Raw genomic sequence first — 20,924 nt, forward strand, 5'->3', positions numbered from 1 at the left:
TATCAATGTTTTTATTAGCTATGACAATTAGCTCTTGTGATAGAAACAGCAGTTCAGAATCTTGTAGCTACAACGGACATACACTTTACACAGGAGAGAAAGGAGGATGTTATTACTTATCATCTGGAGGCAACAAAGAGTATGTTGATAGAAGTTATTGTAGTGGATGTAACTAAGATCTTTGAATTTTAAAATATAAAACCTGCTTTTAGCAGGTTTTTGTGTTTAATATAAATTTTTACACTTCTTCAATTATTTCATCATATGTTACAGGATCTGCTACCTCTTGGAAACGTTCCCACTCAGCTTCTATTGCTCTGTTTGTCTTCATTTCTTCTTCTAGTTTCAAAGTTTCACGATATTGTTTTGCTTCGGCAAGAAGTGTCCATTTACAATTGATTCCAATTCTTTCAATATGACTTTTCAAATCATTGAGTTCAAGTCTAAAAAATTCTTTTCGTGGATTAATTTTATTAAGCTGATTTTTAAGAAACTTCTTGTGAAGTTGTCTTTCCAGAGCAGGTGCATCATCACAATAAATCATTGCATGAACATCAAATTCAAACGGAACACTTGCATCCCCTAACTCACGAACTCTATCTAAAGGTTCCAAACGTCTCGTCATTCCAATCTTATAAACATCTTCGCCAAACGAACCAACATTTGAAATTATATAAACATTCCCTGTTTTAGTTTGTTGAGCCATCGAAATTGCTCGTTGATTTTTTTCTTCAGCCGCAACAAGTTTTCCCTGAAGTTCTTCCAACTTTTGCTGGAAAAGTGCTTTCTGCTCTTCATTTGCTCGTGAAACCTGTGCTTCAGCTTTCTCAATCAATCTTTTTAAAGTCTGTTCTTCTTTTTCAGCGTCTTTCATCGCTTTTTCAAATTCTCTACGGGCTTTTTCTTCTTCCCGGATCTGTTCCCGGATTTCCCTTTGCTCCTCAAGTTCCATTGCTCTCAATTCCTGCGCAACAACTGCCCATTTAAGTTCTTCCAGTCTTGCCTGGTGATAAATTTCTGATATCCTTGCATTCCTGAAAGCTTTCCCATTAAAGTTAACCAATTGAAAAGCATCTTCAATTTTCTGTTTTAAAATTCCATAGTTATCTTTTCTTACTGTCGCCAGAATAGAGTCAACTTTTCCATTATAAGCATCAATTACAAAATCGACAGCCGTTAGTTGTCGCTCTCTATCCACATAATCACAGATTCCAGCCTGTCTGTTGACAATCATCATCTTATTATTCTGACGAAGTTTTTTGAGATTTTCTCCTGCCTCTTTATGACTGAAATCTTCTGCAAGCTGATCTAGTAGTGTGTAATTGGGAACTAAGTATTCATTTCCATAGCCTTTGATTACATTTTTCATTGCCTGAATTCTGTTTGCAATCTCATTGGCTTCCTTGAGGCTTCGGTAGGCATCACCACCAATCGTCTCTGCTTTGTTTTCTGCGTTATCAATAATTCTTTTTGATTCTCTTACAGCATTTTCATATAACAATTCGATTTCTCGTTGCTTCTTTTCTGTAAGTTCTTTGATGGTTTTTCTTGATTCTTTTGCATTTTCCTGAGCTTCAAATAATTCTTGACTTCCCTGTTCTCTCAGTTTTTCATAATCTTTTTGAGCTTTTTTCAGAAGATATTCGCATTCAATTTTTACATCGATGATGCTCTGATATTTACTTAATTCAGCAATTTTATCTTTCATCTCACGATTTGCAGTCTGAAGATTTAAATTTTCTCTATTAGAAGATTGAATTTTAGTTTCAAGAAGATTGTTTTTAATAACTAATTCATTGACTTTTAGATCTTTTGTTTTGATTTCATTTTTAAGTTTATTTACCTTAGTATAAAAGTAAATTGCAAAAAAAGATAAAATCAAGATTAAAATAATTTCCATGGTAATTTGTTTATTTTTGGTAAAAGTACTTATAAAACTTGAAGACTATTTACGGAAAACCGTAACCTCAAAAATAAACCAATCCAAATTCTCATCCTTCCGTATTTCTACTGAAATTAATAAAACAAAAACTACCAAAACCCCAAACACCCCAATTAAACCAAACCACAACTGTCATTTTCTCTAACCAACTCAATTAAACTAAAACACAAAGTGTTTTTTGCCAAAACAACTCAATTAAACAAAACCTCAACTTGTTTTTTCTCTAAACACATTGGTTAAACTAAAACACAAAATGTTTTTAGTCTAAACAGATTGTTTTGCCAGAAATCAAAAAAATAATATATTTAAAAACGGAATTCATTAAATAAATTATTAACAAAAAGCACATTTGATTTATGAAAATCACATTAAGAAAGCTAAGCACAAAAGACTTAGCAACGCTCGCGCAGAGAACAATCAACACTTCTGAGTCAGGAAATTATCCAGTTATCAACAGTCATCCGCTTCTGGCAGAACTTAAGCTGATGTATGCAGATTACGATGCTGTTTATACAAAAATGACATTCAGCGGAAAAGGAAATGACGTTGCAAATAGCGATAATGATAGGGATCTTGCTTTCACAACTCTGAAAGCCTTCCTCAACAGCTACCGCAAAATGCTAACCTTACCAGGCTACCAATCCGCAGAAGACCTTTACCAAATCTTCAGACAATTTGGTCTTAATCTGGACAGGATGAGCTACTCCTCCCAAACCGCCCAAATGAAAAAACTGATCGAGGAACTGGAAAAACCGGAGAATGCCCAAAAGCTGAAAGACCTGAAAGTGGAAACAGCCTTCAATGAGATGAAGGACAAGCAGACGGCTTTCGAAGCCATCTTTGCAGAACAGGCGGGTGCCAACGCCGACCTTCGTAACCAGAAAAGTGCCTCCGGAATCCGAAAAGACCTGGAGAAAACCCTGAAATCTTTCTTCGGACTTCTCACCGCTATGAAAGACGTAACAGACTGGAAACTCTTCTACAACGATGTGAACGAACTGGTAAAGGCAGCTAAGAATTCGAACCAGCAGCCTGTTGTAAACTAAGGGAAAAATTACCCTTATTAAATAACAGCCTTACTAAAATGCCGGACAAATCGCAGTCCGGCATTTATTTTTTTATGGTTGCCGGTGCTGCAGTCTAGCTTTATCATCGGGAATAATCGTCCGGAAAGCAGTGGTTTTACTTTCAGTATTCTTAAATTTGTTTTTCAGATACTAAATTATGATAGACGACTACAAGACCAAACCAATAGATAAGATTGTTTATCCCGTGCAGCGGTTCATCCAGCAGGAAAAATCGGGCGGACTGCTTCTCGGGATCAGTGTTGTGATCGCTTTGATCCTGGCAAATTCGCCACTGGCAAAGGGTTATCATCATTTTCTGGAGCATACGTTTGGTTTCCGCTGGGACGGTAAAAGTTTTTTTAATTTCAGCATCCACCATTGGATCAATGATGGATTGATGTCGGTTTTCTTCTTCGTAGTAGGCCTGGAACTGAAGCGTGAAATCATAGGCGGAGAACTGTCGAACCCGAGAAAAGCAATGTTGCCAATTGTAGCGGCCGTAGGCGGAATGCTGATGCCGGCTCTTATCTTCCTGCTGCTCAATCCTTCCGGAGAGATGCACAAGGGCTGGGGAATCCCGATGGCAACCGACATTGCTTTTGCTTTGGGCGTTCTGTTTCTGCTGGGGAGCAAGATACCTCTTTCTTTGAAGGTTTTTCTCACGGCACTGGCTATTGTAGATGATCTGGGAGCGGTTTTGGTGATTGCATTCTTCTACACTTCCAATATAGAAATGACGTACCTGATGGGCGGTTTAATAATCCTCGGCTTTATGTATCTGGGGAACAGGCTAGGGGCGAGATCTGTATTTTTCTATGCCTTTCTGGGAATTGCAGGTGTCTGGACTTGCTTCGTGATTTCCGGAGTTCATGCGACTATAGCAGCAGTTTTGGCAGCATTCACGATTCCGGCGGATGTCAAAATTAACGAAACTGTTTTCATTTCGAAAATTACAACTTACCTGGAACAGTTCAAAAATATCGACCCAACGGAAAATACGCCCACGCTCACAAACGATCAGCTGCACGTTCTGGAAAAAATAAACGAAGCCACAATTGCCGCAACACCGCCACTGCAAAGACTGGAACATGCGATGCATCCTCTTGTGACCTTTGTCATCATCCCGGTTTTTGCAATTGCCAATGCGGGAGTAGATCTGGATATAGATTTTGAAAGCCTCTTCGATACCAATGTTGCCGTGGGAGTGGCATTGGGATTATTATTGGGGAAAGTTTTGGGCGTGGTGGGATTCACGGCAGTATTCATCAAACTGAAGATTGCAAAAGTTCCGGAAGGGATGAATATTCATAATCTTTTCGGAATTGGCTTTCTGGCATCTATCGGGTTTACAATGTCATTGTTCATTACGTCTCTGGCGTTTACCCACGAGGAGTATCAGACGCAGGCAAAAATTGGGATTTTCGTTGCCTCTATTATTGGCGGGATTATCGGGTATTTGATTCTTAATAAAAATTCAAAACCAAAAGATGAATAGTATATTTTAGTTTTTAATGATATAGAAAAAATAATCCGCCTACAATTGTGAGGCGGATAATTTTTTGATTTTACTGATAACGCTGATGTTCTTTCGGTTTGGAAAATCTATCAATAAGCGGTTTGAAGAGGGCTTTGTACTTCTCAATATCAAACAACTGAGAGTCTGTCAGCGCTTTATATGTAATCCATACACTGAATGGGAACAGGACCATATTCGGAATCCACGCTGCGAGGTAAGGATTAAGTTTTCCTTTCCAGGAGATGTTTTCTACAGTCAGATTCAGGACGTAGAAAATGATAAAGATGACGATTGCAATGATCACGGGAAGTCCCATCCCACCTTTTCTGATAATAGATCCAAGACTGGCACCTATCAGGAAGAAAATGATACAGGTGAAAGAGTAGGAAACGATCCGCTGCTGGTACATCACGATTTTATTATGGCTTTTCACGATGTCCGCAATGGCAGTTTCATTAGAATCTGTGGAGGCCTTCAGGGTTTCAATTTTGTTGTAAGCGCCCCAGAGCACTTCCATTTTTTTGTCTTTCTTGAGCGTATCGATTTTAAAAGGTTCTTTTATAATCTTGTCTGTCGGCTTCGTTTTATCGATGTATTGTACGTAATTGTTGGTTTGGGAAATAACTAATGATGCTATAGAATTCACAGATGTCATATTGCTTTTTCTGTTTTTCACCAGCGTTTCATTCACTTCCGTGTAGGTCTGGAAACGGTAATCGTCTGTTATTTTTTCTTTTTCGATTGCATTGTTGATCAACTCACTGATGTCGAAATGGTAAACAAGGCTGTCAAACTTGACAGACTGATTCGGTTGCTTTTTTCTTTCTTCATAAGGTTTTCCGGAGATGTTGTCTTCGTAGACATATCCATCATACAGAATTAGCTTTAGGTAATTGCGGTCTTCTGCGTTGGCAAACTTTCCTTTTTTGGCAATGATGGTCTGCTGATTGTCATAAGGACTTGCATTTTTGTGAAGGAAAACGCCTTCCAGTTTTTCGCCGCCTGCGCCATAGATTTTATCAAACTTCACTGAATATCCGGAAATCTGATCAATGAAAACGCCTGGTGTAAAGTTGAGCGCAGGCTTGGAAGATACGATGTTGAACAACATATTTTTCGCCTTCCGCTGGAAATCCGGAATGATATTATTTGAAAAGAGAAAAAGAATCCCGGCGAGAAAAGAAACCGTAATCAATAAAGGCATCATTACCCGAAGCAGAGAAATTCCCGCAGCCTTCATCGCCGCCAACTCGTACCGTTCCCCGAAATCTCCAAATGTCATAATTGATGAGAGGAGAATCGTCAATGGTAAAACCATACTCACAACGCTCATTCCAAGGTAGAAAAGCAGTTTTGATATTTCGCCGTAAGTCAGTCCTTTTCCTGTCAGCTGGGACATTTGCGTCCAGATGATATTTACAATGAAGATGAAAAACAGCACACTGAAAATAAATAGAAACGGTCCGAAAAAGGTTTTGACAATATATTGATCTAATTTTTTCAATTCAGAAATTTAAACCTCAAAAATACTGCAAAAAAAGCAATACTGAAATGGGTTGTAATATTAAATACAATTTTACAGTTTGATTGTCATTCCGTAGGAATCTCGACTGCAGGGTTTAGATTGACTTTTGTCGAACCACTTCGTTAGGTTTCCTTCGGAAGGACAATATTATTTTTAATTCATTAATAAATAAATCCGCAATTATACATTACGGATTTATTTTAACGACAATAAAGTCTATTATCTTTTATCTATCATCTCTGAGTCTTCTTAAAAAATATAATCCGTACTCAGGAAGTTAGAATCGTGGTCTCTTACGATGGAATTCAAAAGCGTCTTGTTAGATTCCGTGATTTTCGCAGCCACCAAAGATCTGATGGAGAATGATCTCAACGCATCAAAAACGGAAAGGGTTCCTTCTGCACTGTCTTTTCTTCCTGTGAATGGGAAAACGTCCGGACCTCTTTGCGCCTGACAATTGATATTCACACGGCTAACAAGATTCACAAAAGCATCAATCAGTTTTGAAGTTTCCATCGGATCCTCGCTGAAAATACTAACCTGCATTCCGTGGTCTGCATTCACCTGATAATCGATGGGTTCATCAATATCATCAAAAGGAACCACAGGAATCACCGGGCCGAATTGCTCTTCATGATACAATTTCATTTGGTCATTTACCGGATAAACTACAGCAGGAAAAACGAAGGAAGCTTCGTTGTAACCGCCGTTTTCGTTAAGGACTTTTGCACCTTTTGATATCGCATCCTGAATACATTCTTCAAGATAAGGTGGTTTGTTGACTTCCGGAAGCGGTGTAATCTTTACATCTTTTTCCCAAGGCAAACCCGGTTTCAAAGCGGAGACGGCTGCTGTTAATTTCTTTGTAAATTCCTCAGCCACTTCTTTCTGAACAAAGATCAGTTTCAAAGCGGTACATCTTTGCCCGTTGAAGGAAAGTGATCCTAAGATAATCTCGCTCACTGCAATATCGAGGTTGGCATGTTTTGTAACGATCGCGGCGTTTTTAGCATCAAGACTTAAGATGGCTCTCAGTCTGTTGACTTTTGGATGAAGTTTTTTCAGACCATTCGCCACTTTACTAGATCCGATGAAGGCGAGAACATTCACTTTTCCGCTTTCCATAATTGGGGTGATGATCTCTGCGCCTTTTCCGTAAAGTGTGTTGACAGTTCCTGCCGGGAAGGCTTTCTGGAAAGCTTTTAATAATGGATAATGTGCAAGAACGCCGTGTTTTGGGAGTTTGAAGAGAATCGTATTTCCCATAATCAAAGCGGGAATCAATGTTGTGAAGATCTCATTCAAAGGGTAATTGAATGGTCCCATACTCAACACAACGCCAAGCGGTGCTCTACGGATTTGGGCAATGGTTCCTTCTGCTTGTTGGAATCTGGATGATTCTCTGTCGAGATCCTTTAAAGCGTCAATGGTTTGGTTGATGTAATCTACAGTTCTGTCGAATTCTTTGGTAGAATCAGGAAGTGTTTTTCCGATTTCCCACATCAATAGTTTGATGACCAGGTCACGCTGCTGAATCATCAGATAAACAAACTTCTGCATACATTTGATTCTGCCTTCTACAGACATTGTTGGCCATTCTCCCAGTCCATTGTCATAGGCTTTTACCGAGGCTTCCAAAACATCTAATGCATCTTGCGGACTGATGTTTGGGATGCTTCCCAATAGCTTTCTTTCCAGTCCGTTTTCTGTAGGGATGCAGATGGGGGAGTAGATTTCTGTCACGTCGCCGTTCCATTGTACCAGTTCGCCGTTTAGGAGATATTCTCTCTGGTGGATGACGGGAACTTTGTATTCTTCGGGGATTTCGTTTTCGCTTTTGAATATGTCTTTGAAGCTTGGATTTTCTGAACTCATAGTTTGTTAATTGTTATTGATTAGGTTTTGAATTTGATGACAATAAATTTAGAGATAAAGATTGATTCTCGGAAACTGTTAACATAGATTTATTCTATGCGAGAATCAAAAAAACTCAACTGAAAAGTTGAGTGATGATTTGTTTGTTTTCTCGCAGATTGGGCAGATTTACATTGATAAGATCTGTCCAATCTGCTAACTCTGCGTGCTCTAATTTGATTACTTATTATCCGTAGACTTAAGCGCCCAAGCGATGAGTGCTGGCTGCATAAACAATCTTGCGAATCTTTTGTTGTCTGAGTTGAGTCCGAAAGCGTTTCTTCTTTCTTTGTACTGTGCGTAGTTTCCAGGGAAAACGGCGGTGAACAGTCCTGCAGCGAGTTGGCCTACGAGTGATTCATATTTCTTTGGTGCGGCGATGATGGCGGCTCCCATTGCGATTTCTACGATTCCGGAATAAATGACGGTGTCGTCTTTTTCCAATGGCACCCACTCCGGAACCTGAGCCTGGAATTCTTTTCTAGCGAACGTTAAATGTCCTATTCCGGCTGAGATCAGCATAGCGCCTAAGCCGTATTTTGCGATGGTTTTGATTGTACTTGTTTCCATAATAGGGGATTTTCCGGGAGTAGGTTCAAGAATGATTCCAAAGCTTGGGATGATGTGTTAAAAGATTTCATAAATATTGTGTTTTTGAGAAGGGGATTTTGTCATTTTGACATATTATTTTGAGAGTAGATTTCCGTTAGATCGCTGTTACCTTTCTGTTACCTAAGTGTGTTTTTTTGGCATAGTGTTTCTTGTGTTTTTAGATTTCAATTATAACACCTACCTCACTTTACTTTTCCATTCTTTAGTTTCTTTTCATAGTAATAATAACAGCACCACCTTTCGCTTTTGCCCCGTATTTGGAAATAGCGTCTTTGCCTTTTAAAACTTTAATATCCTCAATACTATTGGCATCAATCTGTTGAAATTGTTTATTCGTAATAATTTTTCCTTCTACAACATATAATGGTTGATTGTTTTCGTTAATGGATAATGGAGCTCCAATTCTGAACTGTTGCCTGTTTACATTCGGTTTGTCAGCATCTGATATTGCAATCTTATCAAAACTTAAAGGTGTACGTTTATCTATTTGAACAGGTTGTGTTTTAGGTGGCTGAACTTGTGATACTTCGCCTTTGATCTGTAGCGGAACATCGGTTTTTGTGGTAGGATTTACTTTATGCTGCGTTTGTGCCGAAACAATGCCTCCGGACGTGAGTACAAAACCCACCGCAAACTTCGCAAACAAAGAATTGATGAAAGAATGGCTGAGGTTTCTGTCCAATTGATCTGCACGGAAATTCCCGCAGATGTTTGAAGTGCCGGAAAGATCATTCATAATTTCCAGGTCAGATGCCCGGGTAAAATCTCGCACGCTCTTGGAACAGACCTGGCAGAATCTGCCTTTTTCTTCGGGCGTCATAGCTGCCCAGTTTTCGTGACAGGGTTTTGGGATGGTAACTTTCATAATTGGATCTTATTTGTTTTTGGTGATATGCAATCGTTCAGTCTTTATTGGTGGTTCAGTTAAGATGATGACGATTTCATAGGAATGCCTTTTACTGATTAAGATGCACTATTCTGAAAAAGTTTGGAAACCAGCTTTTTTTCACAAATGAAAATATCTCGGATCCGGATACTGGAATTCAAAATCCAATTCTGAAATCAGTTTTGCGGGTGAGATGGTTCTGCCTGTGGTGGCACGTTCACCATTGTAAGGCAAATCTTTCTGAGCATTGATGACTTCTTCTTTATTCGGATGGATGGGTGCGACAATGTTGTAAACTTTGGATCGAGATTGACTCTCCAGCATTTTTTCCACCGCGGCACAAATGTCAATGTAATGAATATGATTGACCAACTGATCCAGGTTGGAAATATTGTAATTCTTGAGAAGCCTTTGATCGCCCATCAATCCTGCCAATCTCAGAATATTGGTCTGAGGAAATCGTTCCAAAATGAAACTTTCACTTTCTACTTCCTGAGCCGGTTTGTCGTCTTCTGTGAAATCTTTGTCAATCTGTGGATAAACGCCAGTGGAGCTGAGTAGGAAAATCTGACCTTTGTAATCGCCGAGGAAATTGAGAAGGTTTTGACGTTTGTCATTCATCGGAATCTGCGCCCCTCGAAGTCCTGAAAAAGGAACGCTGATGATGATGACATCCAAGTCTTTTGCCACTTCCCACGGTTTCATCTCGGAATCTAGTTCGTCTGGAAAACTGACTAGGGTAGCGTGGTAGCCTTTTGCGTTGAGGTCTTGTGCTTTGGAAGGTGTGGTAGTGGTCGCGAAGATGTTGTATTGGCTTGATAGTCTCTCTGCGATGTGATTTCCGAGCCAGCCGTAGCCGACGATTCCTAGGTTTTGCATTAAGTTTATTTATGATTAATTCTGAATGTGTGATTGATTACGAATCTTAAAAATATCATTTGATACTGCTACTCCTTAATCTTCAATAAGAGATTCGGATCCGGGCAATTTTCTTTATAAAAACCGAGATCTTCTGAACTGCAGACGCCGGGATAATCGCCTTTTTTATTTTCTAAATCTTTGATGATCTGAAAATGCAGATGTGGCGCATAATCGCCATTCACAGGCGGTTTTCCAAGTTCGGCAATTTTTCCTCCTTTTTTTACGGGTTGACCTTCAATTTTTCCATCGAGACTTTCCAGGCTGAGATGACCGTACAGCGTATAAAAAGTAACGCCTTCTATTTGGTGCTGAAGAATAACCGTCGGACCATAATCGCCCAGGAAAGTATTGTTTTGAAAACTGTGAACGGTGCCATCCAGAGCACTTAACACAGAAGTTCCTGCTTTGATCCACAAATCCAGACCGAGATGAATGTTTCTCTCTTCCGTATTTTCGGCATTAAAATTTTCGCTTCTTTTATACAGATTTCGCCTTTCCAGATAACCGCCAAATGCTACTTTCGCCTTATTTTCTAATAGATGATGCTCTTCAATAAATTCTTCAAATTTTTCTGCATTGGTAAGATCCAGATTTAAAGTATCCGTATGCAGAGCCGAGAGATCAATCGCCACATAATCTTTGGTGTCGATGGAAGCGTCAATCACTTTTACGTCGGTTTGCTTTTGGAGTATATCTTCTAATGTGTTCATTATATTTATAAAAAACCAAAGATAGAAAATGTGATTATAATATTTGTAATAGTGATAGAAGTAACAAGTTTTACTGAGGTTTCCCGCAACTAGTTGGAGACTTCCTGCAATTGCAGGAGGCTACAAACATGGTTTTTTTAAACAAAATGAGGTGTGGGAGGTTTGTTTTAGGATTGTTTGGAAGGTTTTTGCGGTTGCGGGAGGTTTTGATTTGAAATGGTCTGGGAATGAAATTTTAATTTTTTTTCTCGTTTTAAGGAAACCCTCCGCTAGCACGAGCTTTAAGGTCGTATCTCAAGTTAAATAATGGGTACGAGCAAGATGCTCGCACCAGCGGGAGAGCGGAAATTTTTACAATTTTTGATTTTATTCTATTTTCAAAAAAAATATTCTTTTAACAAATACTATATGATCTGACTTTGTAACCGCTCAATCAACATCGCAATTATTCTCCGGTTCAATTCTCTGCTATCCGAAACATAGATTTCCATTTCTTCTTCTGTAAACATTCCGATAGTCATTCCAATAAAAATGTTTTTCATTCCTACGTCTTTTTGTAAACTCTGTTGCAGGAAAGTTTTTTTATTTGCTATTGACAGCGTGTCAAAATCTGTTTTTTGACGCTTCGTATAATGCATAAAAAGAGTTAGATACAAATCGTTTTGCAATTTTAAAACAGGCCTTAGTGTTTGATTTTGAAAAGTTTCCGAAGGAGTCATAGCATCGGAATTAGTAGTGGTGAGAAGTGTTCTTAAATCGATTTTAGTGTTCATTGGTGGCTAATAAAAATAAGTTGTTTTAAATGTAGGAAAATATTTCCATTATTATCCTCCGCTAGCGCAAGCTTAAGTTGGTTTCTTGAGCTAAATAATGGGTACGAGCAAGATGCTCGCACCAGTGAGGGGATTTTGGAATAATTATTTTTTCGATTTATTTTTTATATGTAGAGATATGACTTTAGATTATTATATTTGAAATATGTAATGAGTATTTATGATTGTAATAAATGCCGACATTATAAAAAAAATGAGTAGATATAGTCCAACTGAAAGAATAGGAATTAATGAAACTGAAAAAATTGTAATCCAAAATTTTGGATGGATATTTCGTGAACAACCAATTGTTGATGTAGGATTAGATGCTATAATTGAACAGGTGGAAAATGGTGAACCAACAGGACGATTTATAGCCGTTCAAATTAAAAGTGGTTCAGGAAATTTCTATAAAACTCAAAAAGGATTATCTCATTATGTAACTAATATACATTATAATTATTGGTTAAATCTGAATATACCTATTATTCTTATAGCACATATTCCAGAAGAAAGAAAAACATATTGGCAAGAAATAACAGAGACTAATTTAAAAAAGAATAAAAAAAGTTGGAAGATTGAAATTCCTTTTAATCAAGAATTCAACGAAAAATCAGAAAGGAGACTTTCTAAAATTGTATCCGAAAAAAATGATAAGAGATTTGATATATATCGCGGTAGAGTAGATTCTAATGATATCAAAGACATAATCGAAGATTTAAAATCACTTGGTAATGCAGTAGACTGCCTAAACAATATTACAGCAATAATTGAAAAGCAAACTGACGAAACAATCAATATGGGTAGTAAATTAAAGGAACTCAGCCAAAAAAACCTACCGAATGTTATAACTGAAGTTTCAATTTTATACAAAGGTATATCAAGAACAATGAATATAACTTCAAAAAGAATAGAAACTGAAGTTGATTTATTTTCACAATTATATTCAGTAGGAATTAATTCTTTTGAAAATTTTTTAATTACTCAATATATTTCTATTTCAACATTAGAAAAATCTATTGGTGGTAATATAGGACAAATGCCTAACCAAATTTATTCCGTATTATCAGAATATCTAGATTTGAAGGAAATTCTCAAAGACAATTTTAGGCAACTCCCAAACCAGATTGAATCTGCATTGTCGGAATATATTAACTTGAAAGAAACTCTTAAAAGTACACCTACATATAATTTCTCATTTTTTAAAGAAGCAAAAAATCAACATATTGAAGTGTTAAACTTTTTGATTAATGAATTTGAAGATGCCAAAGAATTGACAAAAAAAATCTTAGAAAAATTATGACCAGGATATCATTAATTTTAAAAACGATCTGACGGTTTTACAATGCATCAACGTACATTAAAAAATAATATAAAGATGCAAAACCCAATCTTGCGGATTTACAATCCGTGAACATTTAAAAGCTACGGCTCGGATTTTATATTCGAGCCATCTACGTAAAAAAACAAAAAACCTGCTGTGAGGCAGGTTTTTATTTTCTTAAATTTGCTTGCGTCAGTTTGAGTTTCCGGATGCAATTGCGATGTACTGAGAACCTTTAGCAAAAACTTCTTGATTTTTTCAAAAGCTATCTAAGTGACGGGATGTTATCGTTTTCAAATTAAAACAAACTCTCATCCACAAAATTCGGCAACGTCACTTTCAAATTCGGATCGGCTTCCATTGCTCTTTTAATCGCAAAAACAGCCCCTTCATTTCTTGCCCAGCTTCTTCGTGAAATTCCGTTGTTCACGTCCCAGAAAAGCATTGATTTTAATCTTCTGTCGGCATCATCGCTTCCATCGAGCAACATCCCGAAACCACCGTTGATCACTTCGCCCCAGCCAACGCCACCACCGTTGTGGATGCTCACCCAAGTTGCCCCACGGAAACTGTCGCCAATCACATTGTGAATAGCCATATCTGCCGTAAATCTCGAACCATCATAAATATTGGAAGTCTCTCTGTACGGCGAATCCGTACCCGAAACATCGTGATGATCTCTACCTAAAACCACCGCCCCGATTTCTCCGTTGGCTATGGCTTTGTTGAAGGCTTCTGCGATTTTCATTCTTCCTTCTGCATCGGCGTACAGAATTCTCGCCTGCGAACCAACGACAAGATTGTTTTTTTGAGCGCCTTTAATCCACGTGATATTGTCTTTCATCTGTTGCTGGATTTCTTCGGGAGATGTTTTAATCATTTCCTCTAAAACCTGACAGGCAATATCATCCGTTTTCTGCAGATCTTCCGGTTTTCCGCTGGTACAAACCCAACGGAACGGCCCGAAACCGTAATCAAAACACATCGGTCCCATAATATCCTGAACGTAAGATGGATATTTGAACTCCCTTCCAATCGTAGGATTTTCCGACATTACATCGGCTCCGGCTCTGGAAGCTTCGAGTAAAAAGGCATTTCCGTAATCGAAGAAATAGGTTCCTTTTGCTGTATGTTTATTGATGGCAGCAGCGTGTCTTCTCAATGTTTCCTGAACTTTTTCTTTGAATAATTCAGGGTTTTCTGCCATCATCGTGTTGGATTCCTCGAAAGTTTGACCGACAGGATAATAACCTCCCGCCCAAGGATTGTGAAGCGAAGTCTGGTCTGAACCAATATCAATTCTTAAATTTTCTTCATCAAATTTCTCCCAGATATCGACGATATTTCCAAGATAAGCCAAAGAAACTGTTTCTTTATTTTCCTGAGCTTTTCTAACTCTTGCCACCAATTTATCCAGATTTTCGTGGATTTCATTCACCCATTTCTGTTCGTGACGGATTTTGGTAATCTTTGGATTCACTTCTGCAATCACCGTAATACAACCTGCGATATTTCCGGCTTTTGGCTGAGCTCCGGACATTCCGCCTAAACCTGAAGTAACGAACAATCCGCCTTTTTTTGGTTCTTTGTTTATTTTTCTGAAAGCATTTAAAACAGTAATCGTTGTTCCGTGCACAATTCCCTGCGGACCGATGTACATATAAGATCCTGCCGTCATTTGTCCGTACTGCGAAACACCCAGCGCATTGAACTTTTCCCAATCATCCGGCTTGGAATAATTTGGAATCATCATTCCGTTCGTTACAACGACTCTCGGTGCGTCTTTATGTGAAGGAAATAATCCCATCGGATGACCGGAATACATCGTCAACGTCTGTTCGTCCGTCATTTCAGACAGATATTTCATCGTCAGAAGATACTGCGCCCAGTTGCTGAACACCGCACCATTTCCACCGTACGTAATCAGTTCGTGGGGATGTTGCGCCACAGCATAATCCAGATTGTTCTGAATCATCAGCATAATGGCTTTCGCCTGCTCAGATTTTCCGGGATATTCGGCAATATCTCTAGCTTTCATCTCGTAATCGGGACGGAAGCGGTACATGTAAATCCTGCCGTATTTTTCCAGTTCTTCCCTGAATTCCGGCAACAATTCTGCGTGAAATTTAGGTTCGAAATAGCGCAAAGCATTTTTCAGAGCGAGTTTTTTCTCTTCGTCCGAAAGGATTTCTTTACGTTTCGGAGCATGGTTGATGTGGGTTTCGTATGGTTTTGGCTGAGGTAATTCTGTTGGAATTCCTTGTTGGATTTGTTGTTGGAAAGTCATTATATCGTTGATGGTTGTTTGTTGATAGTTGATGGTTTTTTTGTCGTTTTAAAGATATTTAAAATGAAAAATATAAAACCAATGATTGCTAATGGAATTAGAATTCTATTTTCCGGATTACTACTAAGCAATATGTAGTTTAAAATAAATATTATGAAATGAAGTATAGAATAAAATAAATCTGTAAATCTTCGAATTATAAAAATTATAAAATAGGCTACAAGATATATTGGATATGTAAAAATTAAAAAAGAGGAATTATAAATTGGGTTCTTCAAAATTCCATTAATATCAATTCCTCGGAAATTAATAGTTCGATTAACGCCATATGTTCCAATTGCATTTTCCGTCGAAAAAGAATAAAGTGCAATTAATAATAAAATTGGAAAGGCGAATACGAAAAACAGATATTTTGTAAAAAGTTTTTTCATAATGAAGTTTCGATTTTCAAAGTTTTAAAGATATTCAATTTGAAAAATATATAGTAATGAATTACGAAAAAATTCCCCTCCTCTGGAGGGGAGAAATTTGAAATTGTAAATTTCAAATTTCGGGGGTGGTCAATTATGCTGGACCACCCCATCTTCTCCCTTTGGTCGAATCCACCCCTCTGGAGGATGGGAATTTTAGCATCGGTAATTTTCGATGATGTAATTTTCTAATTCTTTCATTACCAAAACCAAATTATTCTTTACATCAAAATCTGTAATTCTGAATATTTTCAAATTCAAGGATTCCAAATAAGTTTGCCTTATGCCATCATAAACTTCTTTTTCGTCGTGGCTTGAACCATCGATTTCTACTATTAATCCAAGAATCTTGACATAAAAATCAACAATGTAATTTCCAATAATTCTTTGTCTGTCAAAATCGATGTTATGAAAGGTTCTTGCCCGAACTTGCTTCCAGAAAAGAACTTCGCTTAGAATTCCGGCTTTGCGTTTTCCGCTTAATAATTTTTTTAGGTGAGGATTATAGGGTAGGTGTTCAACGAAATTCCTGCGGATGGTAATTCCGTGGATTTGAGTTAGGATTTCATTCATTTGTATGTGTTTTTGAGTGACCACCCCGTCAAAAATTCTTTGAATTTTAGTCGCCCCTCCAGAGGAGGGGAATTTTCAATTCATTAAATTCAATTTTGGAAGAGCGGTTTATTAGAACTAATTTATGAAATTTCTTAGAACAGTTTCTATCACTTATATTTGCACCTTCACAAAACGATTCCAGTACACATCCTTAAAGCTATCAAGAAATGAATTACGAAGATAAAATCCAACAATCGGAAACACGCGTTTTCAAAGTGGTTTTCCCGAATACAACCAATCATCACAATACGATGTTTGGTGGGAAAGTGATGGAGATGATGGATGAAGTAGCTTTTATGACGGCAACAAGATTTGCAAGAAAGTCTTTTGTTACCGTAAGTTGTGACCGAATCGATTTTAAGAAACCAATTCCAGCCGATACGATTGTAGAGCTTGTAGGGAGAATAAAATACGTCGGAAATACAAGTGTGAAAGTGAATGTGGAAATTTTTGTGGAGGAAATGTACAACGATGTTCGAGAAAAAGCTGTCTCAGGCGATTTCACGTTAGTTGCGATTGATGAGAATAAGAAGCCACTGAAAATATTTAAAGACATCAACTAAAGAATAAAAGCTTACCGATTTGGTAAGCTTTGTTTTTATTCAATAATGTCCTCGTTTTCTTCTTCGTGGTCATCTTCATTGTCGCTCGTGCTGTAGTAATTGTTTTCTTCGTCCGGAAGTTGGTTGGTTACCTGGTCAAAGTTGTCATCATCTTCAGCGCCCGGAACGTCTAGTCCGAATGGCATTTCGTCGTTTACCTGACTTGGATTTCTGATTGGATTTCCGTCGCCGTCAATTGGAATGTGTTCTTCTCTGTTGAAAATGTCCTCACCTGGATTATAATCCAAATCTTCTAAATTTTTTTCGATGTTATCTTCTGGTGTCATAATATTTATTTTTTGGTTGATTGAAGATAGACAAATATGATTCCAAGCTTTGTTTTTGAAAGATTTATTTTGATGAAATTTAATCTTCGTAAACTTCAGGATTCACGCAAGTCGGCATTTTTTCGCCTTTACTGAATGCGACAACGTTCTCAGCTGCCAATCTTGCCATTCCGCTTCTGGCTTCCAAAGTTGCAGAACCAATGTGTGGCAGAACACAAACATTTGGAAGTTCCAGCAATGGACTGTCTTTTTGCATCGGTTCAGGATTGGTTACATCCAAACCTGCGCCCCAGATTTGACCCGAAATCAACGCTTCGAATAAATCTTTCTCATTATGAAAACCACCTCTTGCGGTGTTGATGAAAATCAGATTCTCTTTCATTTTTTCGAAAACCGATGTGTTGAAAAGGTCAGCTTGTTCTGGTGTGTAATTGGCATGGATGCTGATGATGTCTGAGTTTTCCACTAATTCGTCAAAAGAAACATATTTTGCGTCGAGTTCTTTTTCAGCTTCTTCGTTGTGGCTTCGGTTGTGATAAATGATGTTCATTCCGAAAGCGGCTTTGCACTTTTCAGCCATTTCGAAACCGATTCTTCCAAGTCCTAGAACGCCTAAAGTTTTTCCGTAAAGTTCCTGTCCGAGTTCTTCCAAAGGGTCGAAGTCTTTCCAGTTGCCGGATTTTACCTTTGCGGTGTTGTAGTTTACTTTTCTGGAAACCATTTGCATTAGTAGAAATGCAACGTCGGAAGTGGCGCGGCTCAAAACGTAAGGCGTGTTTCCAACTGCAACTTTTCTTTTCGTCGCTTCCTCGATATCCACCTGGTCGAATCCTACGGAAAATAGAGCAATTGCTTTTACATTGGGGCAAGCATCGAAGAATTCTTTGTCATATTTGTTCTTTCCGCCGACACTTAGGATGATGTCTGCTTGTTGGCAGCTTTCCAGCCATTCTTCGTGGGTTGGGTTTTCTGTTTCCGGGAAAATGATATCTAAATTTCCGTCTTTCAAAATCTGAATCCCATTGTCCGGAATTCTTTTGTTTACAAATACTTTCATTTTATTTAGATTTTTAAATTTTAATAAATACTCTCTTTACCACCCCGTCAATTTGCCTTTGGCAATTTGTCGCCCCTCCACAGGAGGGGAATTTTTTAACAGCGAATCAGCAGCCCGACTTGAACGGAAATCCTTTTTTGCGTGTACTCTCGTTCTATTTAATGTCAAATCGTCGAGCAAAAAAGATTGGGAGTGGAAGGCGGAAAAGCTGCCATAAAAATTTTTAAATGCAAAAAACCGGAAAGTGACTCCGGTTTTATATGTTTTGCTGATATTTCAATGTTGATTAATCAATTTTCGTTGGTCTTTCTTTATCCTTAGTGAAAAAGAACTTGATAACGATAGGCAAAGTTGTGACCAAAACGATGACCAAAACGATGATTTCTAATTTTTTCTTCAAATCGATGCCGAACTGGTCCATAAATAATTTGTCCAGATAATGTCCCGCGAAAATCATTGTGAATGACCACGCAAACGCTCCGATGATATTATAATAGAAGAATTTCTTTTTATCCATTTTCACAATTCCGGCAACGATTGGTGCAAATGTTCTTACGATTGGAAGAAATCTCGCCAAAATAACCGCAACAGTTCCGTGGTCTTCGAAGAAATCGTGTGCTTTGAAAAGGTATTTTTTCTTGAATAGGAAAGTGTCTTTTCGCTCATACAACAATGGTCCGCTTTTATAACCAAACCAATAGCCGATCTCGTTTCCAATGATTGCAGCAACTGCAACTGCGGTCGCCAAAATCGTGGTATCCAGAAAATCTGAACCAGTAGTTCCGAAAGTGGTGTCGATGATTTTAACGGCGTAAATCCCTGAAATAAACAGTAAACTGTCGCCCGGCAAAAAGAAACCTACAAAAAGTCCTGTCTCTGCGAAAATGATAAATAAAATGAGCCAAAAACCACCCATTTTGATGTAAAATTCGGGGTTGAGTAAGTCTTTCCAGCTTTCGAAATGTTCCATAGTTTTCTGTCTCCCGCAAAGATATTAAAAGGAAATCGAATTAGTTAACATAAAGTGAAAATTAGGAATATTTAACTCAAAGGTCATATTTGTCTTTCCATTTATCCTTCAGCTGTTCGCGGATTTTCTTCTCCGTTGAGTTGTTGGCAGGATTGTAGAAAGTGGTTCCGGTAATTTCGTCGGGAAGAAATTCCAAATCCACAAAATTGCCTTCGTAGGAATGAGCGTATTGATAATCTTTTCCGTAATCCAGATTTTTCATCAGTTTAGTCGGCGCATTTCTGAGGTGGAGTGGAACTGGTAGATTTCCGGTCTTCTTCACAAAAGCCATTGCTTCATTAATAGCATTGTACGTGGAATTACTTTTCGGGGAAACCGCGAGATAAACGGCAGTTTCACTAAGGATAATTCTGGCTTCTGGATTTCCGATGACGTTGATGGCTTGAAAACAATTGTTTGCCATCACCAAAGCGTTTGGATTCGCTAAGCCAATATCTTCTGCTGCGAGAATCATCATTCTGCGGGCAATGAATTTGATATCTTCGCCACCAACCAACATTCTGGCGAGCCAATAGACAGCGCCATTTGGGTCGGAACCACGCATTGATTTGATGAAGGCTGAGATGATGTCGTAATGTTGTTCTCCATTTTTATCGTACAACGCCATATTTTCCTGCAAAACGGAAAGGACGTCTTTGTTGAAAATCTTATTTTTCTTGGCAGATTTGAATTGATTCAGAACCAATTCTATTGAGTTAATCAGCTTTCTGGCGTCGCCTCCGGAATATTGGATGAAGGCTTCTTTTTCCTCGAGGAAGAATTTGGTTTGATTAAGTTCATTGTATTTTGAAACAGAAATATCTGCGAGTTCTTCCAACTTTTCAAACGTTAAAGCTTTGAGAATGTAAACCTGAGTTCTGGAAAGCAAAGCGGAAACCACTTCGAAGCTCGGATTTTCCGTAGTAGCGCCGATTAAAGTTATCCAACCTTTTTCAACCGCGTGAAGTAAAGAATCCTGCTGAGACTTGTTGAACCTATGAATCTCATCAATGAAGAGAATTGGACTTCTTCCGGAAAAGAGGTTTTGTTTTTTAGCTTCATCGATGATATCCCGAACGTCTTTTACGCCTGCAGAAACTGCTGATAACTTGTAGAATTTCCGTCCTGAACTTTCGGAGATGATTTCCGCTAAAGTCGTTTTTCCTGTTCCCGGAGGTCCCCAAAAAATCAGTGAATTGATGGTGTCATTCTCCATCATTCTTTTGATAGTTCCAGATTTTCCAGTGAGATGTTCTTGGCCCAAAACTTCATCAAGGGACTTCGGACGTAGAATTTCGGCTAAAGGACTATTCAGATTCATCTATCAAAAATATAGTATTTATGCATATTTATGAAAATTTTATAAAA

General features: G+C 38.2%; 19 protein-coding genes. 5 read left to right on the plus strand and 14 right to left on the minus strand.

The features are described from left to right. The first annotated feature begins 20 nt into the window (after positions 1-20). Positions 21-176, plus strand: coding sequence for a hypothetical protein (locus OPU68_RS02700; protein ID WP_498472436.1), 156 nt, complete (start codon positions 21-23; stop codon positions 174-176). A 62-nt stretch (positions 177-238) separates the two neighbouring features. On the opposite strand, the gene OPU68_RS02705 is transcribed toward OPU68_RS02700, so the two are convergent. After that, entirely contained in the window at positions 239-1,900 is a 1,662-nt protein-coding gene (locus OPU68_RS02705) for an SNIPE associated domain-containing protein (protein WP_498472437.1), read from the minus strand. 398 nt (positions 1,901-2,298) lie between these two features. On the opposite strand from OPU68_RS02705, the gene OPU68_RS02710 reads away from it, so the two are divergent. Then, on the plus strand, positions 2,299-2,988 hold the full coding sequence (locus OPU68_RS02710; RefSeq protein WP_498472438.1) for a DUF6261 family protein: 690 nt from the start codon (positions 2,299-2,301) through the stop codon (positions 2,986-2,988). A 178-nt stretch (positions 2,989-3,166) separates the two neighbouring features. Next, on the plus strand, positions 3,167-4,504 hold the full coding sequence (gene nhaA, locus OPU68_RS02715; protein WP_498472440.1) for a Na+/H+ antiporter NhaA: 1,338 nt from the start codon (positions 3,167-3,169) through the stop codon (positions 4,502-4,504). 70 nt (positions 4,505-4,574) lie between these two features. On the opposite strand, the gene OPU68_RS02720 is transcribed toward nhaA, so the two are convergent. From OPU68_RS02720 to OPU68_RS02750, 7 genes are all read right to left on the minus strand, one after another. Further along, complete coding sequence (locus OPU68_RS02720) at positions 4,575-6,029, minus strand: LptF/LptG family permease (protein WP_498472441.1); 1,455 nt, start codon at positions 6,027-6,029, stop codon at positions 4,575-4,577. A 270-nt stretch (positions 6,030-6,299) separates the two neighbouring features. After that, complete coding sequence (locus tag OPU68_RS02725; RefSeq protein ID WP_498472443.1) at positions 6,300-7,925, minus strand: NADP-dependent glyceraldehyde-3-phosphate dehydrogenase; 1,626 nt, start codon at positions 7,923-7,925, stop codon at positions 6,300-6,302. A 219-nt stretch (positions 7,926-8,144) separates the two neighbouring features. Beyond that, on the minus strand, positions 8,145-8,534 hold the full coding sequence (locus OPU68_RS02730; protein ID WP_498472444.1) for a DoxX family protein: 390 nt from the start codon (positions 8,532-8,534) through the stop codon (positions 8,145-8,147). A gap of 244 nt (positions 8,535-8,778) precedes the next feature. After that, positions 8,779-9,441, minus strand: a complete 663-nt coding sequence (locus OPU68_RS02735) for a hypothetical protein (protein ID WP_498472446.1) — start codon at positions 9,439-9,441, stop codon at positions 8,779-8,781. A gap of 141 nt (positions 9,442-9,582) precedes the next feature. Next, complete coding sequence (locus OPU68_RS02740) at positions 9,583-10,341, minus strand: Rossmann-fold NAD(P)-binding domain-containing protein (RefSeq protein WP_498472448.1); 759 nt, start codon at positions 10,339-10,341, stop codon at positions 9,583-9,585. Positions 10,342-10,409: 68 nt separating this feature from the next. Next, the gene (locus OPU68_RS02745) at positions 10,410-11,093 is read right to left on the minus strand and encodes a peptidoglycan DD-metalloendopeptidase family protein (RefSeq protein WP_498472449.1); all 684 of its coding nucleotides are present in this window, start codon (positions 11,091-11,093) and stop codon (positions 10,410-10,412) included. A gap of 404 nt (positions 11,094-11,497) precedes the next feature. Beyond that, positions 11,498-11,866 (minus strand): glyoxalase, encoded by a 369-nt coding sequence (locus tag OPU68_RS02750; RefSeq protein WP_498472450.1) that lies wholly within the window; start codon positions 11,864-11,866, stop codon positions 11,498-11,500. Positions 11,867-12,119: 253 nt separating this feature from the next. Here OPU68_RS02750 and OPU68_RS02755 point away from each other — a divergent pair, with 253 nt between their 5' ends. After that, positions 12,120-13,208, plus strand: coding sequence for a DUF4365 domain-containing protein (locus tag OPU68_RS02755; RefSeq protein WP_498472451.1), 1,089 nt, complete (start codon positions 12,120-12,122; stop codon positions 13,206-13,208). Between the two features lie 319 nt (positions 13,209-13,527). On the opposite strand, the gene hutU is transcribed toward OPU68_RS02755, so the two are convergent. Both hutU and OPU68_RS02765 read right to left on the minus strand, forming a co-directional pair. Further along, a complete protein-coding gene (gene hutU, locus OPU68_RS02760; RefSeq protein ID WP_498472453.1) occupies positions 13,528-15,516 on the minus strand; it encodes a urocanate hydratase in 1,989 nt (662 codons plus the stop codon). Between the two features lie 626 nt (positions 15,517-16,142). Further along, positions 16,143-16,559 carry an endonuclease domain-containing protein gene (locus tag OPU68_RS02765; protein WP_498472454.1) on the minus strand — a complete coding sequence of 139 codons (417 nt, stop codon included), beginning with the start codon at positions 16,557-16,559 and terminating at the stop codon, positions 16,143-16,145. 209 nt (positions 16,560-16,768) lie between these two features. On the opposite strand from OPU68_RS02765, the gene OPU68_RS02770 reads away from it, so the two are divergent. Further along, positions 16,769-17,164 (plus strand): acyl-CoA thioesterase, encoded by a 396-nt coding sequence (locus OPU68_RS02770; RefSeq protein WP_498472455.1) that lies wholly within the window; start codon positions 16,769-16,771, stop codon positions 17,162-17,164. Between the two features lie 35 nt (positions 17,165-17,199). On the opposite strand, the gene OPU68_RS02775 is transcribed toward OPU68_RS02770, so the two are convergent. From OPU68_RS02775 to OPU68_RS02790, 4 genes are all read right to left on the minus strand, one after another. Further along, positions 17,200-17,490: a hypothetical protein gene (locus OPU68_RS02775; RefSeq protein ID WP_498472456.1), complete on the minus strand. Its 291-nt coding sequence runs from the start codon at positions 17,488-17,490 to the stop codon at positions 17,200-17,202. 79 nt (positions 17,491-17,569) lie between these two features. Further along, the gene (locus OPU68_RS02780) at positions 17,570-18,547 is read right to left on the minus strand and encodes a 2-hydroxyacid dehydrogenase (RefSeq protein ID WP_498472457.1); all 978 of its coding nucleotides are present in this window, start codon (positions 18,545-18,547) and stop codon (positions 17,570-17,572) included. A 286-nt stretch (positions 18,548-18,833) separates the two neighbouring features. Then, positions 18,834-19,517 carry a DedA family protein gene (locus OPU68_RS02785; RefSeq protein WP_498472458.1) on the minus strand — a complete coding sequence of 228 codons (684 nt, stop codon included), beginning with the start codon at positions 19,515-19,517 and terminating at the stop codon, positions 18,834-18,836. A gap of 76 nt (positions 19,518-19,593) precedes the next feature. Continuing rightward, positions 19,594-20,877 (minus strand): replication-associated recombination protein A, encoded by a 1,284-nt coding sequence (locus tag OPU68_RS02790; protein WP_498472459.1) that lies wholly within the window; start codon positions 20,875-20,877, stop codon positions 19,594-19,596. Positions 20,878-20,924 lie beyond the last annotated feature (47 nt).

It is taken from the genome of Chryseobacterium sp. TB1-D10 (assembly GCF_059803555.1).

Bases quoted from the DNA above. Each gene is read 5' to 3' on its own strand.
- OPU68_RS02700 (WP_498472436.1), top strand. From the start codon at position 21: ATGACAATTAGCTCTTGTGATAGAAACAGCAGTTCAGAATCTTGTAGC.
- OPU68_RS02705 (WP_498472437.1), bottom strand. From the start codon at position 1,900: ATGGAAATTATTTTAATCTTGATTTTATCTTTTTTTGCAATTTACTTT.
- OPU68_RS02710 (WP_498472438.1), top strand. From the start codon at position 2,299: ATGAAAATCACATTAAGAAAGCTAAGCACAAAAGACTTAGCAACGCTC.
- nhaA (WP_498472440.1), top strand. From the start codon at position 3,167: ATGATAGACGACTACAAGACCAAACCAATAGATAAGATTGTTTATCCC.
- OPU68_RS02725 (WP_498472443.1), bottom strand. From the start codon at position 7,925: ATGAGTTCAGAAAATCCAAGCTTCAAAGACATATTCAAAAGCGAAAAC.
- OPU68_RS02730 (WP_498472444.1), bottom strand. From the start codon at position 8,534: ATGGAAACAAGTACAATCAAAACCATCGCAAAATACGGCTTAGGCGCT.
- OPU68_RS02735 (WP_498472446.1), bottom strand. From the start codon at position 9,441: ATGAAAGTTACCATCCCAAAACCCTGTCACGAAAACTGGGCAGCTATG.
- OPU68_RS02740 (WP_498472448.1), bottom strand. From the start codon at position 10,341: ATGCAAAACCTAGGAATCGTCGGCTACGGCTGGCTCGGAAATCACATC.
- OPU68_RS02745 (WP_498472449.1), bottom strand. From the start codon at position 11,093: ATGAACACATTAGAAGATATACTCCAAAAGCAAACCGACGTAAAAGTG.
- OPU68_RS02750 (WP_498472450.1), bottom strand. From the start codon at position 11,866: ATGAACACTAAAATCGATTTAAGAACACTTCTCACCACTACTAATTCC.
- OPU68_RS02755 (WP_498472451.1), top strand. From the start codon at position 12,120: ATGAGTAGATATAGTCCAACTGAAAGAATAGGAATTAATGAAACTGAA.
- hutU (WP_498472453.1), bottom strand. From the start codon at position 15,516: ATGACTTTCCAACAACAAATCCAACAAGGAATTCCAACAGAATTACCT.
- OPU68_RS02765 (WP_498472454.1), bottom strand. From the start codon at position 16,559: ATGAATGAAATCCTAACTCAAATCCACGGAATTACCATCCGCAGGAAT.
- OPU68_RS02770 (WP_498472455.1), top strand. From the start codon at position 16,769: ATGAATTACGAAGATAAAATCCAACAATCGGAAACACGCGTTTTCAAA.
- OPU68_RS02775 (WP_498472456.1), bottom strand. From the start codon at position 17,490: ATGACACCAGAAGATAACATCGAAAAAAATTTAGAAGATTTGGATTAT.
- OPU68_RS02780 (WP_498472457.1), bottom strand. From the start codon at position 18,547: ATGAAAGTATTTGTAAACAAAAGAATTCCGGACAATGGGATTCAGATT.
- OPU68_RS02785 (WP_498472458.1), bottom strand. From the start codon at position 19,517: ATGGAACATTTCGAAAGCTGGAAAGACTTACTCAACCCCGAATTTTAC.
- OPU68_RS02790 (WP_498472459.1), bottom strand. From the start codon at position 20,877: ATGAATCTGAATAGTCCTTTAGCCGAAATTCTACGTCCGAAGTCCCTT.